This window comes from Streptomyces sp. NPDC043427 (assembly GCF_056436655.1).
In genome coordinates this window covers 1-17333 of record NZ_JBWKCC010000054.1, presented here as the reverse complement: position 1 = coordinate 17333, position 17333 = coordinate 1, and the positions used below count along the sequence as shown (strand labels likewise).

Sequence of the window (17333 nt, the reverse complement as noted above, 5' to 3'; positions counted from 1 at the left end):
ACCCAGGGGTGCCTCACGTCGTAGACCGCCGCCGCCGCGCCCCCGGCCGCCGCTCGCTGGGCCGCGTAACCGGATCCCCAGCCTCAAGCGCCGCAGCTCTCCGCTTCGTACCGAAGTCCGCCAGCGCCTCCGCCAGCTTGTGCACGGACGGCTCCGGAGCCATCACGTCCACCCGGAGCCCGTGCTCCTCGGCGGTCTTCGCGGTGGCCGGCCCGATACAGGCGATCACGGTCACGTTGTGCGGCTTCCCGGCGATACCCACCAGGTTCCGCACGGTGGACGACGACGTGAAGAGCACGGCGTCGAAGCCACCGCCCTTGATCGCCTCCCGGGTCTCCGCCGGCGGCGGCGACGCCCGCACGGTCCGGTACGCCGTGACGTCGTCGACCTCCCAGCCCAGCTCGATGAGCCCGGCGACGAGGGTCTCCGTGGCGATGTCGGCACGCGGCAGGAAGACGCGGTCGATCGGGTCGAACACCGGGTCGTAGGGAGGCCAGTCCTCCAGCAGCCCCGCCGCCGACTGCTCGCCGCTGGGCACCAGGTCGGGCTTCACACCGAACGCGATGAGCGCCTTGGCGGTCTGCTCCCCGACCGCCGCGACCTTGATCCCCGCGAAGGCACGCGCGTCGAGCCCGTACTCCTCGAACTTCTCCCGCACGGCCTTGACCGCGTTGACCGAGGTGAAGGCGATCCACTCGTAACGGCCCGTCACCAGACCCTTGACGGCGCGCTCCATCTGCTGGGGCGTCCGCGGCGGCTCGACGGCGATCGTCGGGACCTCGTGCGGCACGGCGCCATAGGACCGCAGCTGGTCGGAGAGCGACGCCGCCTGCTCCTTCGTGCGCGGGACGAGCACCTTCCAGCCGAACAGCGGCTTGGACTCGAACCACGCCAGCTGGTCGCGCTGGGCGGGGGCGGAACGCTCACCGACCACGGCTATCACCGGCCGGCCGCCCTCGGGCGACGGCAGCACCTTCGCCTGCTTCAGCGTCTGCGCGATGGTGCCGAGCGTCGCGGTCCAGGTCCGCTGCCGGGTGGTCGTACCGGCGACGGTCACCGTCATCGGGGTGTCGGGCTTGCGGCCCGCGGCCACCAGCTCGCCCGCCGCGGCGGCCACGGAGTCCAGCGTCGTGGAGACGACGACGGTCCCGTCCGACGCCCCGACCTCGGTCCAGCACCGGTCGGAAGCGGTACGGGCGTCCACGAACCGCACGTCCGTGCCCTGCGCGTCCCGCAGCGGGACACCGGCGTACGCGGGCACGCCGACGGCCGCGGCGACACCGGGCACGACCTCGAAGGGCACGCCCGCGGCGGCGCAGGCGAGCATCTCCTCGGCGGCGTACGTGTCGAGTCCGGGGTCCCCGGACACCGCACGGACGACCCGCCTGCCGCCCCGCGCGGCCTCCATGACAAGATGTGCGGCATCCCGCACCACGGGGATCGGAACGGTTGTTGACGAGCCGTCAACGACCGTCAGCTGAGGCGCGCCTGTGCCCGGAACCGGGTCCGATGACGGATCCGCCTCCGTGTCCACCACGGAGACGCCCGGCCTGGCATGGACGCGTACGACGTCGAGCACCTCGTGCTCGGCGACCAGGACGTCCGCGTTGGCCAGCGCCTCCACGGCGCGCAGAGTCAGTAGTCCCGGATCCCCGGGTCCGGCACCGAGGAAGGTGACGTGCCCGTGTTCCGGACCGGCGGGAAGGGTGGTGGGGCTCAATGTGCTCGCTCCCCCATCAGACCGGCCGCGCCCTGGGCGAGCATCTCGGTGGCGAGTTCGCGACCGAGCGCCGTTGCCCGGTCGTGCGTCTCGGGCACGGGACCGGTGGTGGACAGCTGCACCATGCGGGTGCCGTCGGTCGTGCCGACGACGCCCCGCAGGCGCATTTCCTTGACAATCTGCCCGTCGGCCAGCAGGTCGGCCAGCGCGCCCACAGGGGCGCTGCAGCCGGCCTCCAGGGCGGCGAGCAGTGACCGCTCGGCGGTCACGGCGGCCCGTGTGAACGGGTCGTCGAGCTCCGCGAGCGCGGCGATCAGTTCCGCCTGGTCGGCGGCGCATTCGATCGCCAGAGCCCCCTGGCCGGGGGCGGGCAAAACCGTGTCGACCGACAGGAAGTCGGTCACTTCGTCGCTCCGGCCGATCCGGTTCAGTCCGGCGGCGGCCAGCACGACGGCATCCAGCTCGCCGTCGTGGACGTATCCGATGCGCGTGTCGACGTTCCCGCGGATCGGGACCGTCTCGATGTCCAGCCCGTGGCTGCGCGCGTACGCGTTCAGCTGCGCCATGCGGCGCGGCGAGCCGGTACCGATGCGCGCGACCCCCTTCGGGGAGGACGCGACCAGGTCGGTGAACTTCAGGGCGTCCCGGGCGACGATGACGTCACGCGGGTCCTCACGCACCGGGATGGCGGCCAGCGCCAGTTCCTCGGGCTGCGTGGTCGGGAGGTCCTTCAGCGAGTGAACCGCGAAGTCGACCTCCCCCCTGAGCAGCGCGTCGCGCAGCGCGGTCACGAAGACACCCGTGCCGCCGATCTGCGCGAGGTGTTCGCGGGAGGTGTCGCCGTAGGTGGTGATCTCGACGAGCTCGACGGGCCGTCCGGTCACCCGGCTCACGGCGTCCGCCACCTGCCCGGACTGGGCCATGGCGAGTTTGCTCCGCCTGGTCCCGAGCCTCAGCGCCCTGGTACTCATACCGGCCCTCGGTTCTTCTCGGTGCTGTCCTCGGCCCGGGACACGGCGGCGACCGTCTCCTGGTCGAGGTCGAACAGGGTGCGCAGCGCGTCCGCGTACCCGGCGCCGCCGGGCTCGGCCGCGAGTTGCTTGACCCGTACGGTCGGCGCGTGCAGCAGCTTGTCGACGACGCGTCGCACGGTCTGTGTGATCTCCGCGCGGTGCTTGTCGTCGAGGCCGGGCAGCCGCCCCTCCAGCCGGGCGATCTCGCCTGCGACGACGTCGGCGGCCATGGTGCGCAGGGCGACCACGGTGGGCGTGATGTGCGCCGCCCGCTGCGCCGCCCCGAAGGCCGCGACCTCGTCGGAGACGATACGCCTGACCTGGTCGACGTCGGCAGCCATCGGAGCGTCCGCGGAGGCTTCGGCGAGCGACTCGAGGTCGACCAGGCGCACCCCGGCGAGGCGGTGCGCGGCCGCGTCGATGTCGCGGGGCATCGCGAGGTCGAGGAGGAAGAGGACCGGCTCGGGGCGCGGGGCCTCGACGACCGGCTCGGGCCTGCGGCGCTCGGGGATGCGGCCGAGAGTGGCCGCGGTCGCGGCGAGCGCGGTGATCAGCTCGGCGTCGGCCTCGGGGCTGCGGCGGGCGGCCTCACGACGGTCCACGGAGGCACCGGCGGCCCAGGCGGCGTGCTGCTCCAGCGTCGCCGCGTCCATCCCGGCCACGGCCGCCTCCCCCATCACGGAGAAGCCGGGCTGCACGGCGCCGAGGTCCAGCGGGCAGTTCTCGTCGGCGCCGACCGTGGCGGGCGGCAGCGGGGTGTCCCGTATGTCCGCGCGGGGAGAGGTCGTACGGCGGTCGTCGCCGTCGATGGTCGTACGACGGTCCTCGCCGATCTCCGCGACGGGCTCACCGGTGCGGCCCTCGACCGCCTCCGCGATCACCCCGGCGGTGAGGACGATTCCCGTCGCGCCGGTGCAGGAGACGGCGATGTCGGCACGTGTCAGCTCGACCGGCACCGACTCGATCGGCACCGCGCGGGCCAGCACGTCCGTGTCGTCGCCCTCAGTAAGGATCTGGGCGAGGCGCTCGGCGCGGTCCTCGGTGCGGTTGGCGACGACGATCTCGGCGACCCCGGCGCGCGCGAGGGTCGCGGCGGCCAGGGAGGACATGGAGCCGGCGCCGATGACCAGGGCCTTCTTGCCGTGGGCCCAGCCCTGCACGTCCGCGCCCGCGGCCAGTTGCTCCAGGCCGAAGGTGACCAGGGACTGTCCGGCGCGGTCGATGCCGGTCTCGGAGTGGGCGCGCTTGCCGACCCGCAGGGCCTGCTGGAACAGGTCGTTCAGCAGGCGTCCGGCGCTGTGCAGCTCCTGGGCGCGGGCGAGGGAGTCCTTGATCTGGCCGAGGATCTGGCCCTCGCCGACGACCATGGAGTCCAGGCCGCAGGCCACCGAGAACAGGTGGTGGACGGCGCGGTCCTCGTAGTGCACGTAGAGATAGGGAGTGAGCTCCTCCAGGCCGACCCCGCTGTGCTGGGCGAGCAGCGTGGACAGCTCGGCGACACCGGCGTGGAACTTGTCCACGTCGGCGTAGAGCTCGATGCGGTTGCAGGTGGCCAGCACCGCGGCCTCGGTGGCCGGTTCGGCGGCGACCGTGTCCTGGAGCAGCTTGAGCTGGGCGTCCGTGCTGAGGGAGGCCCTCTCCAGGACGCTGACGGGGGCGCTGCGGTGGCTCAGTCCCACGACGAGGAGACTCATGCCGGCATCACGGCGGGGACGTCCCCGTCGGGTCCCTTGTCGGCGGACGCCTTGCGGGCGGCGGCGACCGGGCCGGCGCCGTCGCTCGACGCGGCCTCCTCGACGGCCTTGCGCTGCTCGTGGAAGGCGAGGATCTGCAGCTCGATGGAGAGGTCGACCTTGCGCACGTCGACACCGTCCGGGACGGACAGCACGGTCGGCGCGAAGTTCAGGATGGAGGTGACGCCCGCCTCCACGAGCCGGTCGCAGACCTGCTGTGCGGCACCGGCGGGGGTCGCGATCACGCCGATCGAGACGCCGTTGTCCTGGATGATCTTCTCCAGGTCGTCGCTGTGCTGAACGGGCATCCCGGCGACGGGCTTGCCGGCCATCGCGGGGTCGGCGTCGATGAGGGCGGCGACCCGGAAGCCACGGGAGGCGAACCCGCCGTAGTTGGCGAGGGCGGCGCCGAGGTTACCGATACCGACGATCACGACGGGCCAGTCCTGGGTAAGGCCCAGCTCGCGGGAGATCTGGTAGACGAGGTACTCGACGTCGTAGCCGACACCGCGCGTGCCGTAGGAGCCCAGGTAGGAGAAGTCCTTGCGCAGCTTGGCGGAGTTGACCCCCGCTGCCGCGGCCAGCTCCTCGGAGGAGACCGTGGGTACCGAGCGCTCCGACAGTGCGGTCAGGGCGCGGAGGTACAGCGGAAGCCTGGCGACGGTGGCCTCGGGAATCCCTCGGCTTCGGGTCGCCGGTCGGTGAGTTCGGCCAGTTGCCACGGTGCTCCTGCGGGTAGAGCGGGGCTGCAGGCGGTCAGACGTGCCATGACCGCCCCGTCGAATGCAGGCTATGTCTTTGTGAACGCGTGCACAAAGATGGTGTCCGATTTGCCCGGCCAACGTGACCGGGGTCACGCGCCCCCGGCGCACTTGTATGGAACCGGCGCACCGGCGCCGCCGTTCCTCTCCTCCTGGGGGCAAAACCGCACACTCTCCTCACGAATCCCGCCCCCGAGACCAAGCCGCCATCGATCCTAAGCGAGTTTGCCGACCAGTTGGACTAGTCGGTCAGTGCCTTCCTGAGCCGTTCCTCGTTCACGCGCCAGAAGGTGTGTTGCTTGCCGTCTATCAGCACGACGGGGATCTGCTCCCAGTACTGGTCATGGAGCCGGGCGTCCTGCGTGATGTCCTTGCCCTCCCAGGGGACCCCCAGATCACCGCACACCTTCTCGACCACGACCTGTGCGTCATCACACAGATGGCAACCGGGCTTCCGAATGAGGGTGACGAGGCGCTCCCTGGGGGCGCTACGACGAAAGAGGGGACTCATGCCGCCATTCTCGCGCTTCCTTAACGGCCCAGCCGCGGAGAGTTCACAGGCTTCAAACCTCTCGACTCCGGAACCACCGAACAAACTGGCTATGCTCACGCTCATGGCCGCTCTCGGATGGCTCACTCCCCGTAGGCGCTCCGCCACGGCGCGAAGCGTGTTGGCTGGCGAAGCCTCGGCGGAGGCCGCCCGCAAGTCCTCGCAGGACGCTCTGGACGTCGGACCGGACCGCGCCGACCAGGAACCGGAGTTCCCGGTCCTCGGCGACGACCGGGCCGCGGCCTTCTTCGACCTGGACAACACCGTGATGCAGGGCGCCGCCCTGTTCCACTTCGGCCGGGGCCTGTACAAGCGGAAGTTCTTCGAGACGCGGGACCTCGTGAAGTTCGCCTGGCAGCAGGCGTGGTTCCGGCTCGCCGGGATCGAGGACCCCGAACACATGCAGGACGCCCGTGACTCGGCGCTGTCGATCGTCAAGGGCCATCGCGTCTCCGAGCTGCAGTCGATCGGCGAGGAGATCTACGACGAGTACATGGCCGAGCGCATCTGGCCCGGCACCCGCGCGCTGGCCCAGGCCCACCTGGACGCCGGCCAGAAGGTGTGGCTGGTCACAGCCGCGCCGGTCGAGATCGCCCAGGTGATCGCCCGCCGTCTGGGCCTGACCGGGGCGCTCGGCACGGTCGCCGAGTCGGTGGACGGCGTCTACACGGGCAAGCTGGTCGGCGAGCCGCTGCACGGCCCGGCGAAGGCGGAGGCCGTGCGCGCCCTGGCGGCGGCGGAGGGCCTGGACCTCTCCCGTTGCGCGGCCTACAGCGACTCCCACAACGACATCCCGATGCTGTCCCTGGTGGGCCACCCCTACGCGATCAACCCGGACACCAAGCTGCGCAGGCACGCCCGCGAACTGGACTGGCGCCTGAGGGACTACCGCACCGGCCGCAAGGCCGCGAAGGTCGGCATCCCCGCGGCGGCGGGCGTCGGCGCGGTGGCCGGCGGCACGGCCGCGGCGATCGCCCTGCACCGCCGACGCCGATAACAATTCCAACGGGTGTACCCCTCACCACTCCGGCCAGCCCTGTTGTCCGGACACCGCCACAACACGCCCCGGACCCACTCGGAATCCGAACCTTTCCGATCAACAAGCGATCACTCTCAGGCGCTTGATCGGGCGTCAATCGGTTACAGAAGCGACGTAATCGATGATTTGAGCAACTGGGCGTAGCAGGGCCTGCACGAAGCGTTATTCTCCTCAGACGCAAACCGGTACCCCTCCGTCGCTACGACGGGTGAATGGTTCCGCACTGCACGTGATGCAAGCTCTGCCTCTGGGAGTCCCGTGTACCCACACGTCGGGGTTGACGCCTCGGGCCTGGCTACGCTGCGCGCAACGGTCGCTACGGTCCAAGGCCTGTTGCGCGGATTCGTCCCCACCGCGTACGCCGCCCCCGCCTTCGCCACCGCCGCGCCCGTCGGCCCGTGCTACGCACTCGCCGACGGCCTCGAGGAGGTGTCGGCGCGCAGCGCCGTCAGTGAGGGGCGGCGGTCGGGTGACGGGCGGGCGGGCGGCAGACGAGGGCGTTCCACCGGCGCGGCCACCGCCCGCCGACCGGCCGCCGACAGCGACAGCGCCCGCATGATGGATCTCGTCGAGCGTGCCCAGTCCGGCGAGGCCGACGCCTTCGGCCGGCTCTACGACCAGTACAGCGACACCGTCTACCGCTACATCTACTACCGCGTCGGCGGCAAGGCGACCGCCGAGGACCTCACCAGTGAGACGTTCCTGCGCGCCCTGCGCCGCATCGGCACCTTCACCTGGCAGGGCCGCGACTTCGGCGCCTGGCTCGTCACCATCGCCCGCAACCTGGTCGCCGACCACTTCAAGTCGAGCCGCTTCCGACTCGAGGTGACCACCGGCGAGATGCTCGACGCCAACGAGGTCGAGCGCTCCCCCGAGGACTCCGTCCTGGAGTCCCTGTCCAACGCCGCCCTCCTCGACGCCGTACGGCGGCTCAACCCCCAGCAGCAGGAGTGCGTGACGCTCCGCTTCCTCCAGGGCCTCTCCGTCGCCGAGACCGCCCGCGTGATGGGCAAGAACGAGGGCGCCATCAAGACCCTCCAGTACCGCGCCGTGCGCACCCTCGCCCGGCTCCTGCCGGACGACGCCCGCTGAAGTGGCACACTCCGCGTTCTCCAACTCACCCTCGGTGAAAGTGGGTTGGATTCACGGTCGGATCATCCGCCGTCCGTAACCCAAGTGCCAAGCCGCTCGTTGTGCGGGATGCAGGCTCCCTGTGGTCACTCCCTGGCCGACTTCAATCACTCATTCGTGTGGTTGTGGTCAGGGCGTGCAACCCTCAGGACCCCCTGGGGAGTCGACCGTCATGACGAGAGGAGGTGCCGCCAGTGATCGCGAACGTATCGGCGCACCGGCGGGCGAACGCCTTCGCCCAGGCTCTGGAGGAGCAGTCCGACCGGGACACGGCGGCCGCGCGGCCCGAGGGACCGGCACCGGCACCGGGCGCCGCCGAACGGACGGAGCAGGGCCACCTGTTGGCCCTCACCACCGGTCTCGGCGAGCTGCCCAAGCCGGAGCTGGACCCCGAGGTCAAGGTCGTTCAGCGGGCTCAGCTCGTGGCCGCGTTCGAGGCCATGCTGCAGGAGGGCACCGCGCGAGGCGAGGCGGCAGGCCCTTCAGTACCTGAGCAGCGTTCCCACCGGAGCCGGGGCGCGCACCGGGCGACCGGACTGGGCAAGTTGCGTCCGCGCTCACGCCTGGCCAAGGGGCTCACCGCAGGCGGGCTCAGCGTCGGAGTCGCCGCGGGCGCCTTCGGCGGAGTCGCAGCGGCGAGCTCGGACGCGCTGCCCGGCGACTCGCTCTACGGCCTCAAGCGCGGCATCGAGGACTTCAAACTCCAGTACCTGGCCGAGGGCGACGGCGAACGGGGGGAGGTCTACCTCGACCAGGCCTCGACCCGGCTCAGCGAGGCCCGCAGGCTGATGGAACGCGACCGCGGCGGCCATCTGGACCACGAGTCCCTCGGCGAGATCCGCCGCGCGCTGTCGGGCATGCAGCACGACGCCTCCGAGGGCCACCGCCTGCTGCACGAGGCGTACGCGCGCGACCCCGACTCCCTGGGCCCCATGCAGGCCCTCTCCGCCTTCTCCCGCTCGCACCGCGAGGCGTGGGGCGCGCTGCGCGAGAGGCTGCCCGTGCAGCTCGGGGACGTCAGCGAGCAGGTGTCGTCGGTGTTCGACGCCATAGACGAAGAGGTCGCCCCGCTGCAGTCCCTGCTCCCGCAGCCCCCGGCCCGGCCCGGCGGCAGCAACGGGCGCCAGCAGCCCGCCTCCTCCGGTACGTCGGACTCCGGCAGGCCCGCGGCACCCAGCACCGGCAGCAGCGCGTCCGACAGCGGCCACTCCAGCAGCCCCGGCAAGTCGACCCCCTCCGACGGCGAGGCCGACGGCCTCATCGGCGGCAACACGGGCGGCCTGCTCGACCCACCCCAGTCCCCCGACACCGCCTCCCCGTCCGAGAGCAAGACCCCCACCACCGAACCGGACGTCACCGTTCCACCCCTCCTCCCGGGCCTCCTACCCGGCCTGGGCATCGACGGCGAGGACACCGAGTAACAGCACGGCGATGGGGGCGCCCCTTCCAGGAGGGGCGCCCCCATCGCCGTACCCGAAAAGGGCCTGAAGAGGGCCTAGAAGAACACCGACCGCCGCTGCACCAACAACTTGTAGAGCGTGTGCTGAATCTGTTCGCGCACCTGGTCTGTCAGGTTGAACATCAGCATCGGATCCTCGGCCGCCTCCGGCGGATAGCCGTCCGTGGGGATCGGCTCCCCGAACTGGATGGTCCACTTGGTGGGCAGCGGAATCGCGCCCAGGGGGCCGAGCCAGGGGAAGGTCGGGGTCAGCGGGAAGTAGGGGAAGCCCAGCACCCTGGCGAGGGTCTTGGCGTTGCCGATCATCGGGTAGATCTCCTCCGCGCCGACGATCGAGCACGGGATGATCGGCGTCCCCTGCCGCAGCGCCGTGGAGACGAAGCCGCCGCGGCCGAAACGCTGGAGCTTGTAGCGCTCGCTGAAGGGCTTGCCGATGCCCTTGAAGCCCTCCGGCATCACCCCCACCAGCTCACCCTCGCTGAGCAGCCGCTCGGCATCCTCCGCACAGGCCAGGGTGTGCCCCAGCTTCCGGGCCAGCTCGTTGACCACCGGCAGCACGAAGACCAGGTCCGCGGCGAGCAGCCGCAGGTGACGGCCCGCGGGGTGCTGGTCGTGGACGGCAACCTGCATCATCAGCCCGTCCAGCGGCAGCGTCCCGGAGTGGTTCGCGACGATCAGGGCGCCACCGTCCGCCGGGATGTTCTCGACGCCCTTCACCTCGACCCGGAAGTACTTCTCGTACACCGGGCGCAGCAGTGACATCAGGACCTGGTCGGTCAACTCCTCGTCGTAACCGAAGTCGTCGACCTCGTAGTCACCGGTGAGCCGGCGCCGCAGGAACGCGAGGCCGCTCGCGACCCGGCGCTCCAGACCAGCACCAGGGTCCGTCCGCGGCTTCTCCTGCGGCTGTTCCTCACGTGTCACAGGAACATCATCCTGCGCGGGAGGCCTGCTGGGCAGGGGCTGGACCTCGCGGACCACCGCGGGCTGCTCGCCACCCTTGCGCCTGCTCCCCCCGCCCCGGCGCCGCGACGGCCGCGGCGCGGCAGCCCCACGGGACCGGTCGTCGTCGAACGGAATGACCTTGGCGTCCGCCATCGTTGATGCGCTCCTCAGTTGGCGCTCTGCGTCGGGAGGTGGCCGTTGCCCGGCACGGGCAGCCCGGCGATCCGGTCGACGGCCCCCGCGAGGGCCTCCGGCGGCAGCAGCCCGGGCCCACGGCTGCGCGCGAAGTCCGCGAACGTTTCTGCGGTCGTGTACTTCGGCCGAAACCCCAGCGTCTCGCGCATCTGGTCCGTTGACACGACCCTGCCGTGGGTCAGCAGCCGAATCTGCTCGGGCGAGAAGTCCGTCATCCCCAGCGTACGCACCAGGGACCCCGTCCACGTGACCGCAGGCAGCAGCAGCGGCACGGTGGGGCGGCCGAGCCGCCGGGAACACTGGGAGAGCAGCAGGACACCGTCGCCGGCGATGTTGAACGTGCCGCTGTTGAGCGTGCCCCGCACCGGCTCGTGGGAGGCGATCCGCAGCACCTCGATCACGTCGTCCTCGTGCACGAACTGCAGCCGCGGGTCGTAGCCGAACACCGTCGGCAGGACCGGCAGCGAGAAGTACGCGGCGAGCGGTGTCTCCGCGGTCGGCCCCAGGATGTTCGCGAACCGCAGCACACACACGGCCACGTCGGGCCGCCGCCGCGCGAACCCGCGCACATAGCCCTCGACCTCGCAGGTGTCCTTGGCGAAGCCGCCGCTCGGCAGCGACTTCGCCGGGGTCGTCTCGGTGAACACCGCTGGATCGCGGGGCGCGGACCCGTACACGTTCGTGCTGGACTTCACGACCAGCCGCTTCACGTTCGGGGACTTCTGACAGGCACCCAGCAGCTGCATGGTGCCGATGACGTTGGTCTCCTTGACCGTGGCCCGGCTGCCGCCGCCCAGCGCGGTCCCGGTGACGTCGAGGTGGACGACCGTGTCGGCGCCCGTCTCGGCGAGTACGCGCGCGATGGTTGACTGCCGGATGTCGGCCTGGATGAAGTCCGCGCCGCCCAGATGATGCTCGGGCGGGACCGCGTCCACGGCGATGACCCGGTCCACCTGTGGGTCACGCTGGATCCGTCGTACGAAACGGCCCCCCAACTGACGGGCCACTCCGGTCACGAGCACGACCTTGCCCAAGATCAGCGCCTTCCTTCCGCCGTCGTCCCTCAGCTGCGCACACGCTGCCGAGTTCCCCGTCTGCGGGCCAACTTAGCGGTTCGGTGTTGCGCTGTGATGACCGCCTGACGCACGAGGCGGCGGGAACCCCCGTACGTACGAGTGGCCCCCCACCTCAACCGGTGGGGGGCCACAACACGCTCTCGCTGCGTCGCGTGCGTAACTTACTTCTTGTTACGACGCTGAACGCGCGTGCGCTTGAGCAGCTTGCGGTGCTTCTTCTTGGCCATCCGCTTGCGCCGCTTCTTGATAACAGAGCCCACGACTACCCTCGCTCACTTCTCATCACTCGGTGCTGGGCGCCATGGGCCCATACGACCTACGAGGGGCTAGCCTACCTGCCCGAGCGCTGAGGTCGTAATCGAGGGCGCCGAGGGGGTCCCGAAGTGCCCTGTACCGTCGGTGCGGACCCCCTCGGCGACGCCGCTCAGGCGGTTTCCACCCCCACGTAGCTCTCGCGAAGGTACTCGTGAACCGCTTGCTCCGGGACGCGGAACGACCTACCGACCCGGATCGCGGGCAGATGACCACTGTGCACCAGCCGGTACACGGTCATCTTCGACACTCGCATCACCGAGGCGACTTCCGCCACGGTAAGGAACTGAACCTCGTTCAGAGGCCTCTCGCCTGCAGCCATGTCACACCTGAACCTTCCGCACTCGACTCGTCGGCCACCGGCTTCCCCTTCCGGTGACTCTTCGTCGCTGCGTGCTCACTCCCCAATGTAGGGGCGGGTGATGCGAGTGGGGAAGAGGTGCACCCATCGGCGGCCTACTGTGACAGACACGCTCGATTGAGTACGTAGCGGGTCAGCGGACGGTAGTAAGGAGACCGCACAGCGTCATCAAGTGGAACGACCACGGATACGGACCCCTCCGCCTCCCCGACGAACAGTGCGGGGTCGTCCGTGTCGGCGAGCCCGATGGCCTCGAACCCCAGCTGACCTGCCCCGCAGACCCAGCCATGGTCCCCGATCACCAGCTCGGGCAGCGGCCCGCCGGCCTCCGCGGCCGCGGCCAGCGCGGTCCGAACCGGGAGAGGTGAGTGGGTGTGTGCGCCGGTCTCACAACCGGAGCGTTCCACCGCGGGGTCTCGTACGAAGGCGACACCTCGTACGTAATCAAGGTTGTACGTGCGTAGGCCGAACCGGGTCGTTATGTCGACACAGCGACCCTGCGCCGGTGTGAGGACAGTACATCCAACTGACGACAAGGCGTCCGCCAAGGCGGCGTAGAAACCGAGCAGCCGATGCGGGTGCCCGGTCCCCAGAAGCACGGTCGCACCATGCCGGGCAGCCACCGAGAGCCGTTCCGCGAAGGCGTCCAGGGCGGCCAGCGTCCGCTCCGGATCAATCACATCATGGCCGGTCCTGTACTCAGGATCGGCCGAAACCCCACACTTGTCCGCCATCAACTCAAGCAGATCCCGCTCGCCCCACGACCACTCCGGATCAATCCCGATCAACACCCGGGGATCCCGAGCAGCGAACAGCCGATAGCTCCGCAGACTCACCTCCCGAGAAGTCGCCACGGGCCCAGCCAGTCGAGCGGCCAGCAGATGCGCACGTAAAGCCCCAGCACTCAACACGAGTCGATGCTGACGGAAGGCAGCAAGAGCCACCCCAGGAACCGGGAAACACCGCACGGTTGGCGTACTACTGGCTCGCTGAGCTGCGGGCAGTCGTGCCGCTGGGGCGGCACGGGTGGGCGCAGCGGCACACCGCAAGCGGGGGTGAGCGAACCGCCAGCAGAACAGCCGCGCGCCTACGCCAACAACCCCCGCAACGGAAACACCGCCCGCCGAGTAGCCAGCACGGCCTGGTCCAGCCGATCCGCAGGGTCGTACCCCGCTTCCCACCCGGCCCATGACACCGGCCACCGCCCATCCGTCATCCGCCCAGGCCCCAACTGCCGAGTCCGGGCGAACACCTCCTGCCGCCACCCCTCAGGAATCAACGCCTCCGGCTCCACAGGCCGCCCCGCAGCGACCCCCACCAGATGCGTCCACGACCGCGGCACAACCTCCACCACGGCATAACCCCCACCCCCCAACGCGACCCACTTCCCCCCGGCGTACTCATGCGCCAACTCATGACACGCCACCTGCACAGCCCGCTGCGCGTCCAGCGACACAGCCAGATGCGCCAACGGATCCTCGAAGTGCGTATCGGCACCGTGCTGCGTCACCAGCACCTGCGGCCGAAAATCAGCGATCAGCTCCGGCACCACCGCATGGAACGCCCGCAGCCACCCCGCGTCCCCCGTCCCCGCCGGCAGCGCCACATTCACCGCACTGCCCTCAGCCGAATCCGCGCCGGTCTCCTCCGGCCACCCGGTCTGCGGGAACAACGTCCGCGGATGCTCGTGCAGGGAGATCGTCAGCACGCGCGGGTCCTCCCAGAACGCCGCCTGCACCCCGTCCCCGTGATGCACGTCGACGTCCACGTAGGCGACCCGCTCGGCCCCCAGCTCCAGCAGCCGCGCGATCGCCAGCGAGGCGTCGTTGTAGATACAGAACCCCGACGCACCCCCGGGCATCGCATGATGCAGCCCACCCGCGAAGTTCACCGCGTGCAGCGCGTCCCCCCGCCACACCGCCTCCGCCGCCCCCACCGACTGCCCGGCGATGAGAGCCGACACGTCGTGCATCCCGGCGAAGGCGGGATCATCCATCGTCCCCAGCCCGTACGACCCGTCCGCCGACTTCGGATCCGCGGACGCCCGCTTCACGGCCTCGATGTAGTCCTCCCGGTGGACGAGCCGCAACGTCGACTCCCCCGCCTGCTTCGCCGCCACGACGTCCACCTCCCGGTCGAGCCCGAAGGCGTCGACCAGTCGTCGCGTCAGGGCGAGCCGGACCGGATCCATCGGATGCTCCGGGCCGAAGTCATAGCCCGTTACCGCCTCGTCCCACATCAGCTGTGCTCGGCCGCTCATGCCCGCCACCGTATCGGTCCGGTTGAGCCGCGAACGACCTGGCGTACACCAACGTCACCAGCACCAACACCATCGGCACCAGCATGGCCCCCCGATACGTCCACGCGTCCCCCAGCGCCCCCACCAACGGCGAGCCGATCAGGAACCCGACGTAGTTGAAGACATTGAGCCGCGCCACGGCGGCGTCCGACGCCCCCGGGAAGAGCCGCCCCGCCGCCGCGAACGTCTGCGGCACCAGCACACACAGCCCCACCCCCAGCAGCGTGAACCCGAGCATCCCGACCCAGGCTCCCGGCGCCCCGGCCACCACCGCGAACCCGAGCGCCGCCACCACCGCCCCACCCCGCACCACCGCCACGGCCCCGAACCGCCGCACCCCGAAGTCCCCGATGACCCGCCCGAGCAACGTGGTGATCATGTACACGTTGTACGGCACCGTCGCCATCTGCTCGGAACTCCCCAGCACGTCCTGCAGATACTTCGCGCTCCAGTTGGACACCGTCGAGTCGCCGATGTACGCGATCGTCATCACCAGACACAGCGGCAACAGCATCTTGAAGACGACGGGCCCGCCCTCCGTCTCGTCCTTCACCTCGACCGGCGCGCTCCCCCCGTCGACGTACCACCGGCTCCCCACGAAGGCCGCAGGCAACAGCACCACCACGACCGGCAGATACGACACGAAGAGCGCCAGATCCCAGTGCGCCCCCGCCCACGCCAGCGAGGCTCCCACGATCCCGCCCAGGCTGTACGCCGCGTGGAAACTCAGCATGATGCTGCGCCCGTACGTCCGCTGCAGGCTCACCCCGAGCATGTTCATCGAGGCGTCCAGCCCACCCACGGCGAGCCCGAAGGCGGCGAGCGCAATGCCCAGCTCGGCCATGTGCTCCCCGGAGCCGACCCCGAGCAGGGCCAGGAGCACGACGGGCTGGGCCCAGCGCAGCACCCGACTGGGCCGTACGCGCCGCACCAGCTTCTCGGTCGCCACACTGCCTACGCCGGCGAGCACCGGCACGGCGGCGAGGAACGCGGGCAACAGCGCGTCGGACACGCCGTACCGGTCCTGGATGGCCGGGATCCGGGTCACCAGCAGAGCAAAGGCGACGCCCTGAACGAAGAAGCTCAACGCCAATGAGGCCCTACCGCGCCGCAGCACATCTGTCATGGCGGCGAGCGTAGGGCCCCAACGTACTCGTGGGTAGATCCAGCCAAAGATGAGTTCTCCTCAGCTTTACCCGACCGGGCTAGATCGCGAGTTCGAGCTCCTGAACCTCGGTCACCTTCTCCTGCGCGTCCTTCACTTCGACGGTGACCATGGCCTCCATCGGCCCGGCCGCGAGACGGCCGCTGACCAGCACCCCCAGCAGGATCGAGACGGCCATGACGACCCCACCCAGCCACACCATGGTGTCCACGGGGATGGTGTACGCCCCGATGATCCGCGCGACACACTCGGCGAGCAGCACCACACCCCACACGAGGGAGAAGACCCGCTCCCTCCGCCGGAAGTCCGCCGCACGGGCCGTGACACCCGACTCCAGCCGCTCCCAGGCGGACTGCCTGGCCGCGTTCCCCTTCACCAGGAAGGGCTTCATGCCCGCGGTCATCATCGGCCTTCCGAGCGCCACGGACACCAGGATCCCGATCCCGACCGTGCTGCTGACCGCGCTGTCCTTGGCGAGCATCAGCCGCGGGTCGCCGGAGACGAAGCTGAGCAGCAGCGACACGACGTTGACGACGAGGATGAGCCCCGCCAGCGCGTTGGTCCTCCGCTCCTTGACCGCGCTCCAGACGGTCCGCAGGGCCGGCACCACGCTGCTCCAGGCGAGCGCCGCGAAGGTGCTCATCCCGAAGCCGTCCCTGAACAGGTAGTACGAACCGAGCGGCACCGCCACGTCCACGATCAGCGGCGCGAAGTTCTTCTTCATGTTCTGACCCTGGGAAACCGAGTTCGTCGTCATGCCCCTAGCTTGGCCGCCGACGGGGGTCGGCCAGTAGAAACGATCGTCCGGTGCTCCGCATGACAAATGTCAGGTGAGCAGAGCCGGCAACTCACCCATGTCGGAGAAGAGTTGGGTGGCACCCGCCAGCCTGGGGGCAGGCGTCATCCTGGTGAACCCGTACACGTCCATCCCGGCCGCGACAGCCGCCTCCACCCCCAGCGGAGAGTCCTCCACGACAACACAGCGGCCCGGCGCCACACCCATCCGCTCGGCCGCATGAAGGAACAGGTCGGGAGCCGGCTTCCCCTGCCCCACGTCCTGCGAGCTGAAGATCCGCGACTCCTCGAACCACCGGTCCAGCCGGGTCGTCCGATGCCCCACCCGAATCCGCTCATGGCTCCCCGAGGACGCCACGCAGTACGGCACCTCGTCCGCGGCCAGCTTCTCGAGTACGTCCACGGCCCCAGCCACGGGCCGCAGTTCCCGCTCGAACGCCTCGAACACCCGCCCGTGGAAGACGTCGTCGAACTCCGCCGGCAGCCGCTCACCCGTACGCTCCAGGACCAGGTCGTGGATCCGATGCATCGCGGAGCCCATGTAGTCACGGATGGAGTCCTCGTACGAGGTGGGGTGCCCGAGCTCCGTCAGATAGGCGGCCAGCAGCCGGTTGGAGATCGGCTCGCTGTCCACGAGGACACCGTCATTGTCGAAGATCACCAAGTCGTAGCGCATATCCAGAGCCTAAACGCAGAAAACCCCCGCACCGTGAGGTGCGGGGGTTTTCCCAATGATTGTTCGGCGGCGTCCTACTCTCCCACAGGGTCCCCCCTGCAGT

Annotated in this window: 17 protein-coding genes; 3 read left to right on the top strand and 14 right to left on the bottom strand. The window is 70.1% G+C overall.

Going from position 1 to position 17333, the window contains the following annotated elements; genetic code table 11:
- Nucleotides 1-13: 13 nt before the first annotated feature.
- From AC067M_RS44995 to AC067M_RS44975, 5 genes are all read right to left on the bottom strand, one after another.
- Complete coding sequence (locus AC067M_RS44995) at nucleotides 14-1720, bottom strand: bifunctional uroporphyrinogen-III C-methyltransferase/uroporphyrinogen-III synthase (protein ID WP_478702784.1); 1707 nt, start codon at nucleotides 1718-1720, stop codon at nucleotides 14-16.
- Nucleotides 1717-2691 (bottom strand): hydroxymethylbilane synthase, encoded by a 975-nt coding sequence (gene hemC / locus AC067M_RS44990; protein ID WP_478702783.1) that lies wholly within the window; start codon nucleotides 2689-2691, stop codon nucleotides 1717-1719. The genes AC067M_RS44995 and hemC overlap by 4 nt, the downstream gene beginning before the upstream one ends.
- On the bottom strand, nucleotides 2688-4427 hold the full coding sequence (locus tag AC067M_RS44985; protein WP_478702782.1) for a glutamyl-tRNA reductase: 1740 nt from the start codon (nucleotides 4425-4427) through the stop codon (nucleotides 2688-2690). The genes hemC and AC067M_RS44985 overlap by 4 nt, the downstream gene beginning before the upstream one ends.
- A complete protein-coding gene (locus tag AC067M_RS44980; protein WP_478702781.1) occupies nucleotides 4424-5188 on the bottom strand; it encodes a redox-sensing transcriptional repressor Rex in 765 nt (254 codons plus the stop codon). Before AC067M_RS44980 ends, AC067M_RS44985 begins: the two co-directional genes overlap by 4 nt.
- A 280-nt stretch (nucleotides 5189-5468) precedes the next feature.
- Nucleotides 5469-5738 (bottom strand): glutaredoxin family protein, encoded by a 270-nt coding sequence (locus tag AC067M_RS44975; protein ID WP_478702780.1) that lies wholly within the window; start codon nucleotides 5736-5738, stop codon nucleotides 5469-5471.
- A 103-nt stretch (nucleotides 5739-5841) separates the two neighbouring features.
- Here AC067M_RS44975 and AC067M_RS44970 point away from each other — a divergent pair, with 103 nt between their 5' ends.
- The 3 genes from AC067M_RS44970 (at nucleotide 5842) to AC067M_RS44960 (ending at nucleotide 9368) form a co-directional block, all read left to right on the top strand.
- The gene (locus AC067M_RS44970) at nucleotides 5842-6774 is read left to right on the top strand and encodes an HAD family hydrolase (protein WP_393630729.1); all 933 of its coding nucleotides are present in this window, start codon (nucleotides 5842-5844) and stop codon (nucleotides 6772-6774) included.
- Nucleotides 6775-7074: 300 nt separating this feature from the next.
- Nucleotides 7075-7908: an ECF subfamily RNA polymerase sigma factor, BldN family gene (locus tag AC067M_RS44965; RefSeq protein WP_478702779.1), complete on the top strand. Its 834-nt coding sequence runs from the start codon at nucleotides 7075-7077 to the stop codon at nucleotides 7906-7908.
- Nucleotides 7909-8141: 233 nt separating this feature from the next.
- A complete protein-coding gene (locus AC067M_RS44960) occupies nucleotides 8142-9368 on the top strand; it encodes a DUF5667 domain-containing protein (protein WP_478702778.1) in 1227 nt (408 codons plus the stop codon).
- A gap of 74 nt (nucleotides 9369-9442) precedes the next feature.
- Here the strand turns inward: AC067M_RS44960 and AC067M_RS44955 are convergent, their stop codons facing one another.
- The 9 genes from AC067M_RS44955 to AC067M_RS44915 all read right to left on the bottom strand — a co-directional run bounded on the left by AC067M_RS44955 (nucleotide 9443) and on the right by AC067M_RS44915 (nucleotide 17230).
- A complete protein-coding gene (locus tag AC067M_RS44955; protein WP_478702777.1) occupies nucleotides 9443-10504 on the bottom strand; it encodes a lysophospholipid acyltransferase family protein in 1062 nt (353 codons plus the stop codon).
- Nucleotides 10505-10518: 14 nt separating this feature from the next.
- The gene (locus tag AC067M_RS44950) at nucleotides 10519-11580 is read right to left on the bottom strand and encodes an NAD-dependent epimerase/dehydratase family protein (protein WP_478702776.1); all 1062 of its coding nucleotides are present in this window, start codon (nucleotides 11578-11580) and stop codon (nucleotides 10519-10521) included.
- 203 nt (nucleotides 11581-11783) lie between these two features.
- Nucleotides 11784-11882 (bottom strand): 30S ribosomal protein bS22, encoded by a 99-nt coding sequence (locus AC067M_RS44945; RefSeq protein WP_003948845.1) that lies wholly within the window; start codon nucleotides 11880-11882, stop codon nucleotides 11784-11786.
- Nucleotides 11883-12046: 164 nt separating this feature from the next.
- Nucleotides 12047-12256: a helix-turn-helix domain-containing protein gene (locus AC067M_RS44940; protein ID WP_093781815.1), complete on the bottom strand. Its 210-nt coding sequence runs from the start codon at nucleotides 12254-12256 to the stop codon at nucleotides 12047-12049.
- A gap of 134 nt (nucleotides 12257-12390) precedes the next feature.
- Entirely contained in the window at nucleotides 12391-13206 is an 816-nt protein-coding gene (locus AC067M_RS44935) for a phosphatase (protein WP_478702775.1), read from the bottom strand.
- 176 nt (nucleotides 13207-13382) lie between these two features.
- Nucleotides 13383-14555: an acetoin utilization protein AcuC gene (locus tag AC067M_RS44930; protein WP_478702774.1), complete on the bottom strand. Its 1173-nt coding sequence runs from the start codon at nucleotides 14553-14555 to the stop codon at nucleotides 13383-13385.
- Nucleotides 14506-15720: an MFS transporter gene (locus AC067M_RS44925; protein WP_478702773.1), complete on the bottom strand. Its 1215-nt coding sequence runs from the start codon at nucleotides 15718-15720 to the stop codon at nucleotides 14506-14508. The genes AC067M_RS44930 and AC067M_RS44925 overlap by 50 nt, the downstream gene beginning before the upstream one ends.
- Nucleotides 15721-15799: 79 nt before the next feature.
- Complete coding sequence (locus tag AC067M_RS44920; RefSeq protein ID WP_478702772.1) at nucleotides 15800-16516, bottom strand: VC0807 family protein; 717 nt, start codon at nucleotides 16514-16516, stop codon at nucleotides 15800-15802.
- 69 nt (nucleotides 16517-16585) lie between these two features.
- Complete coding sequence (locus AC067M_RS44915; RefSeq protein ID WP_478702771.1) at nucleotides 16586-17230, bottom strand: HAD family hydrolase; 645 nt, start codon at nucleotides 17228-17230, stop codon at nucleotides 16586-16588.
- Between the last annotated feature and the right edge of the window lie 103 nt (nucleotides 17231-17333).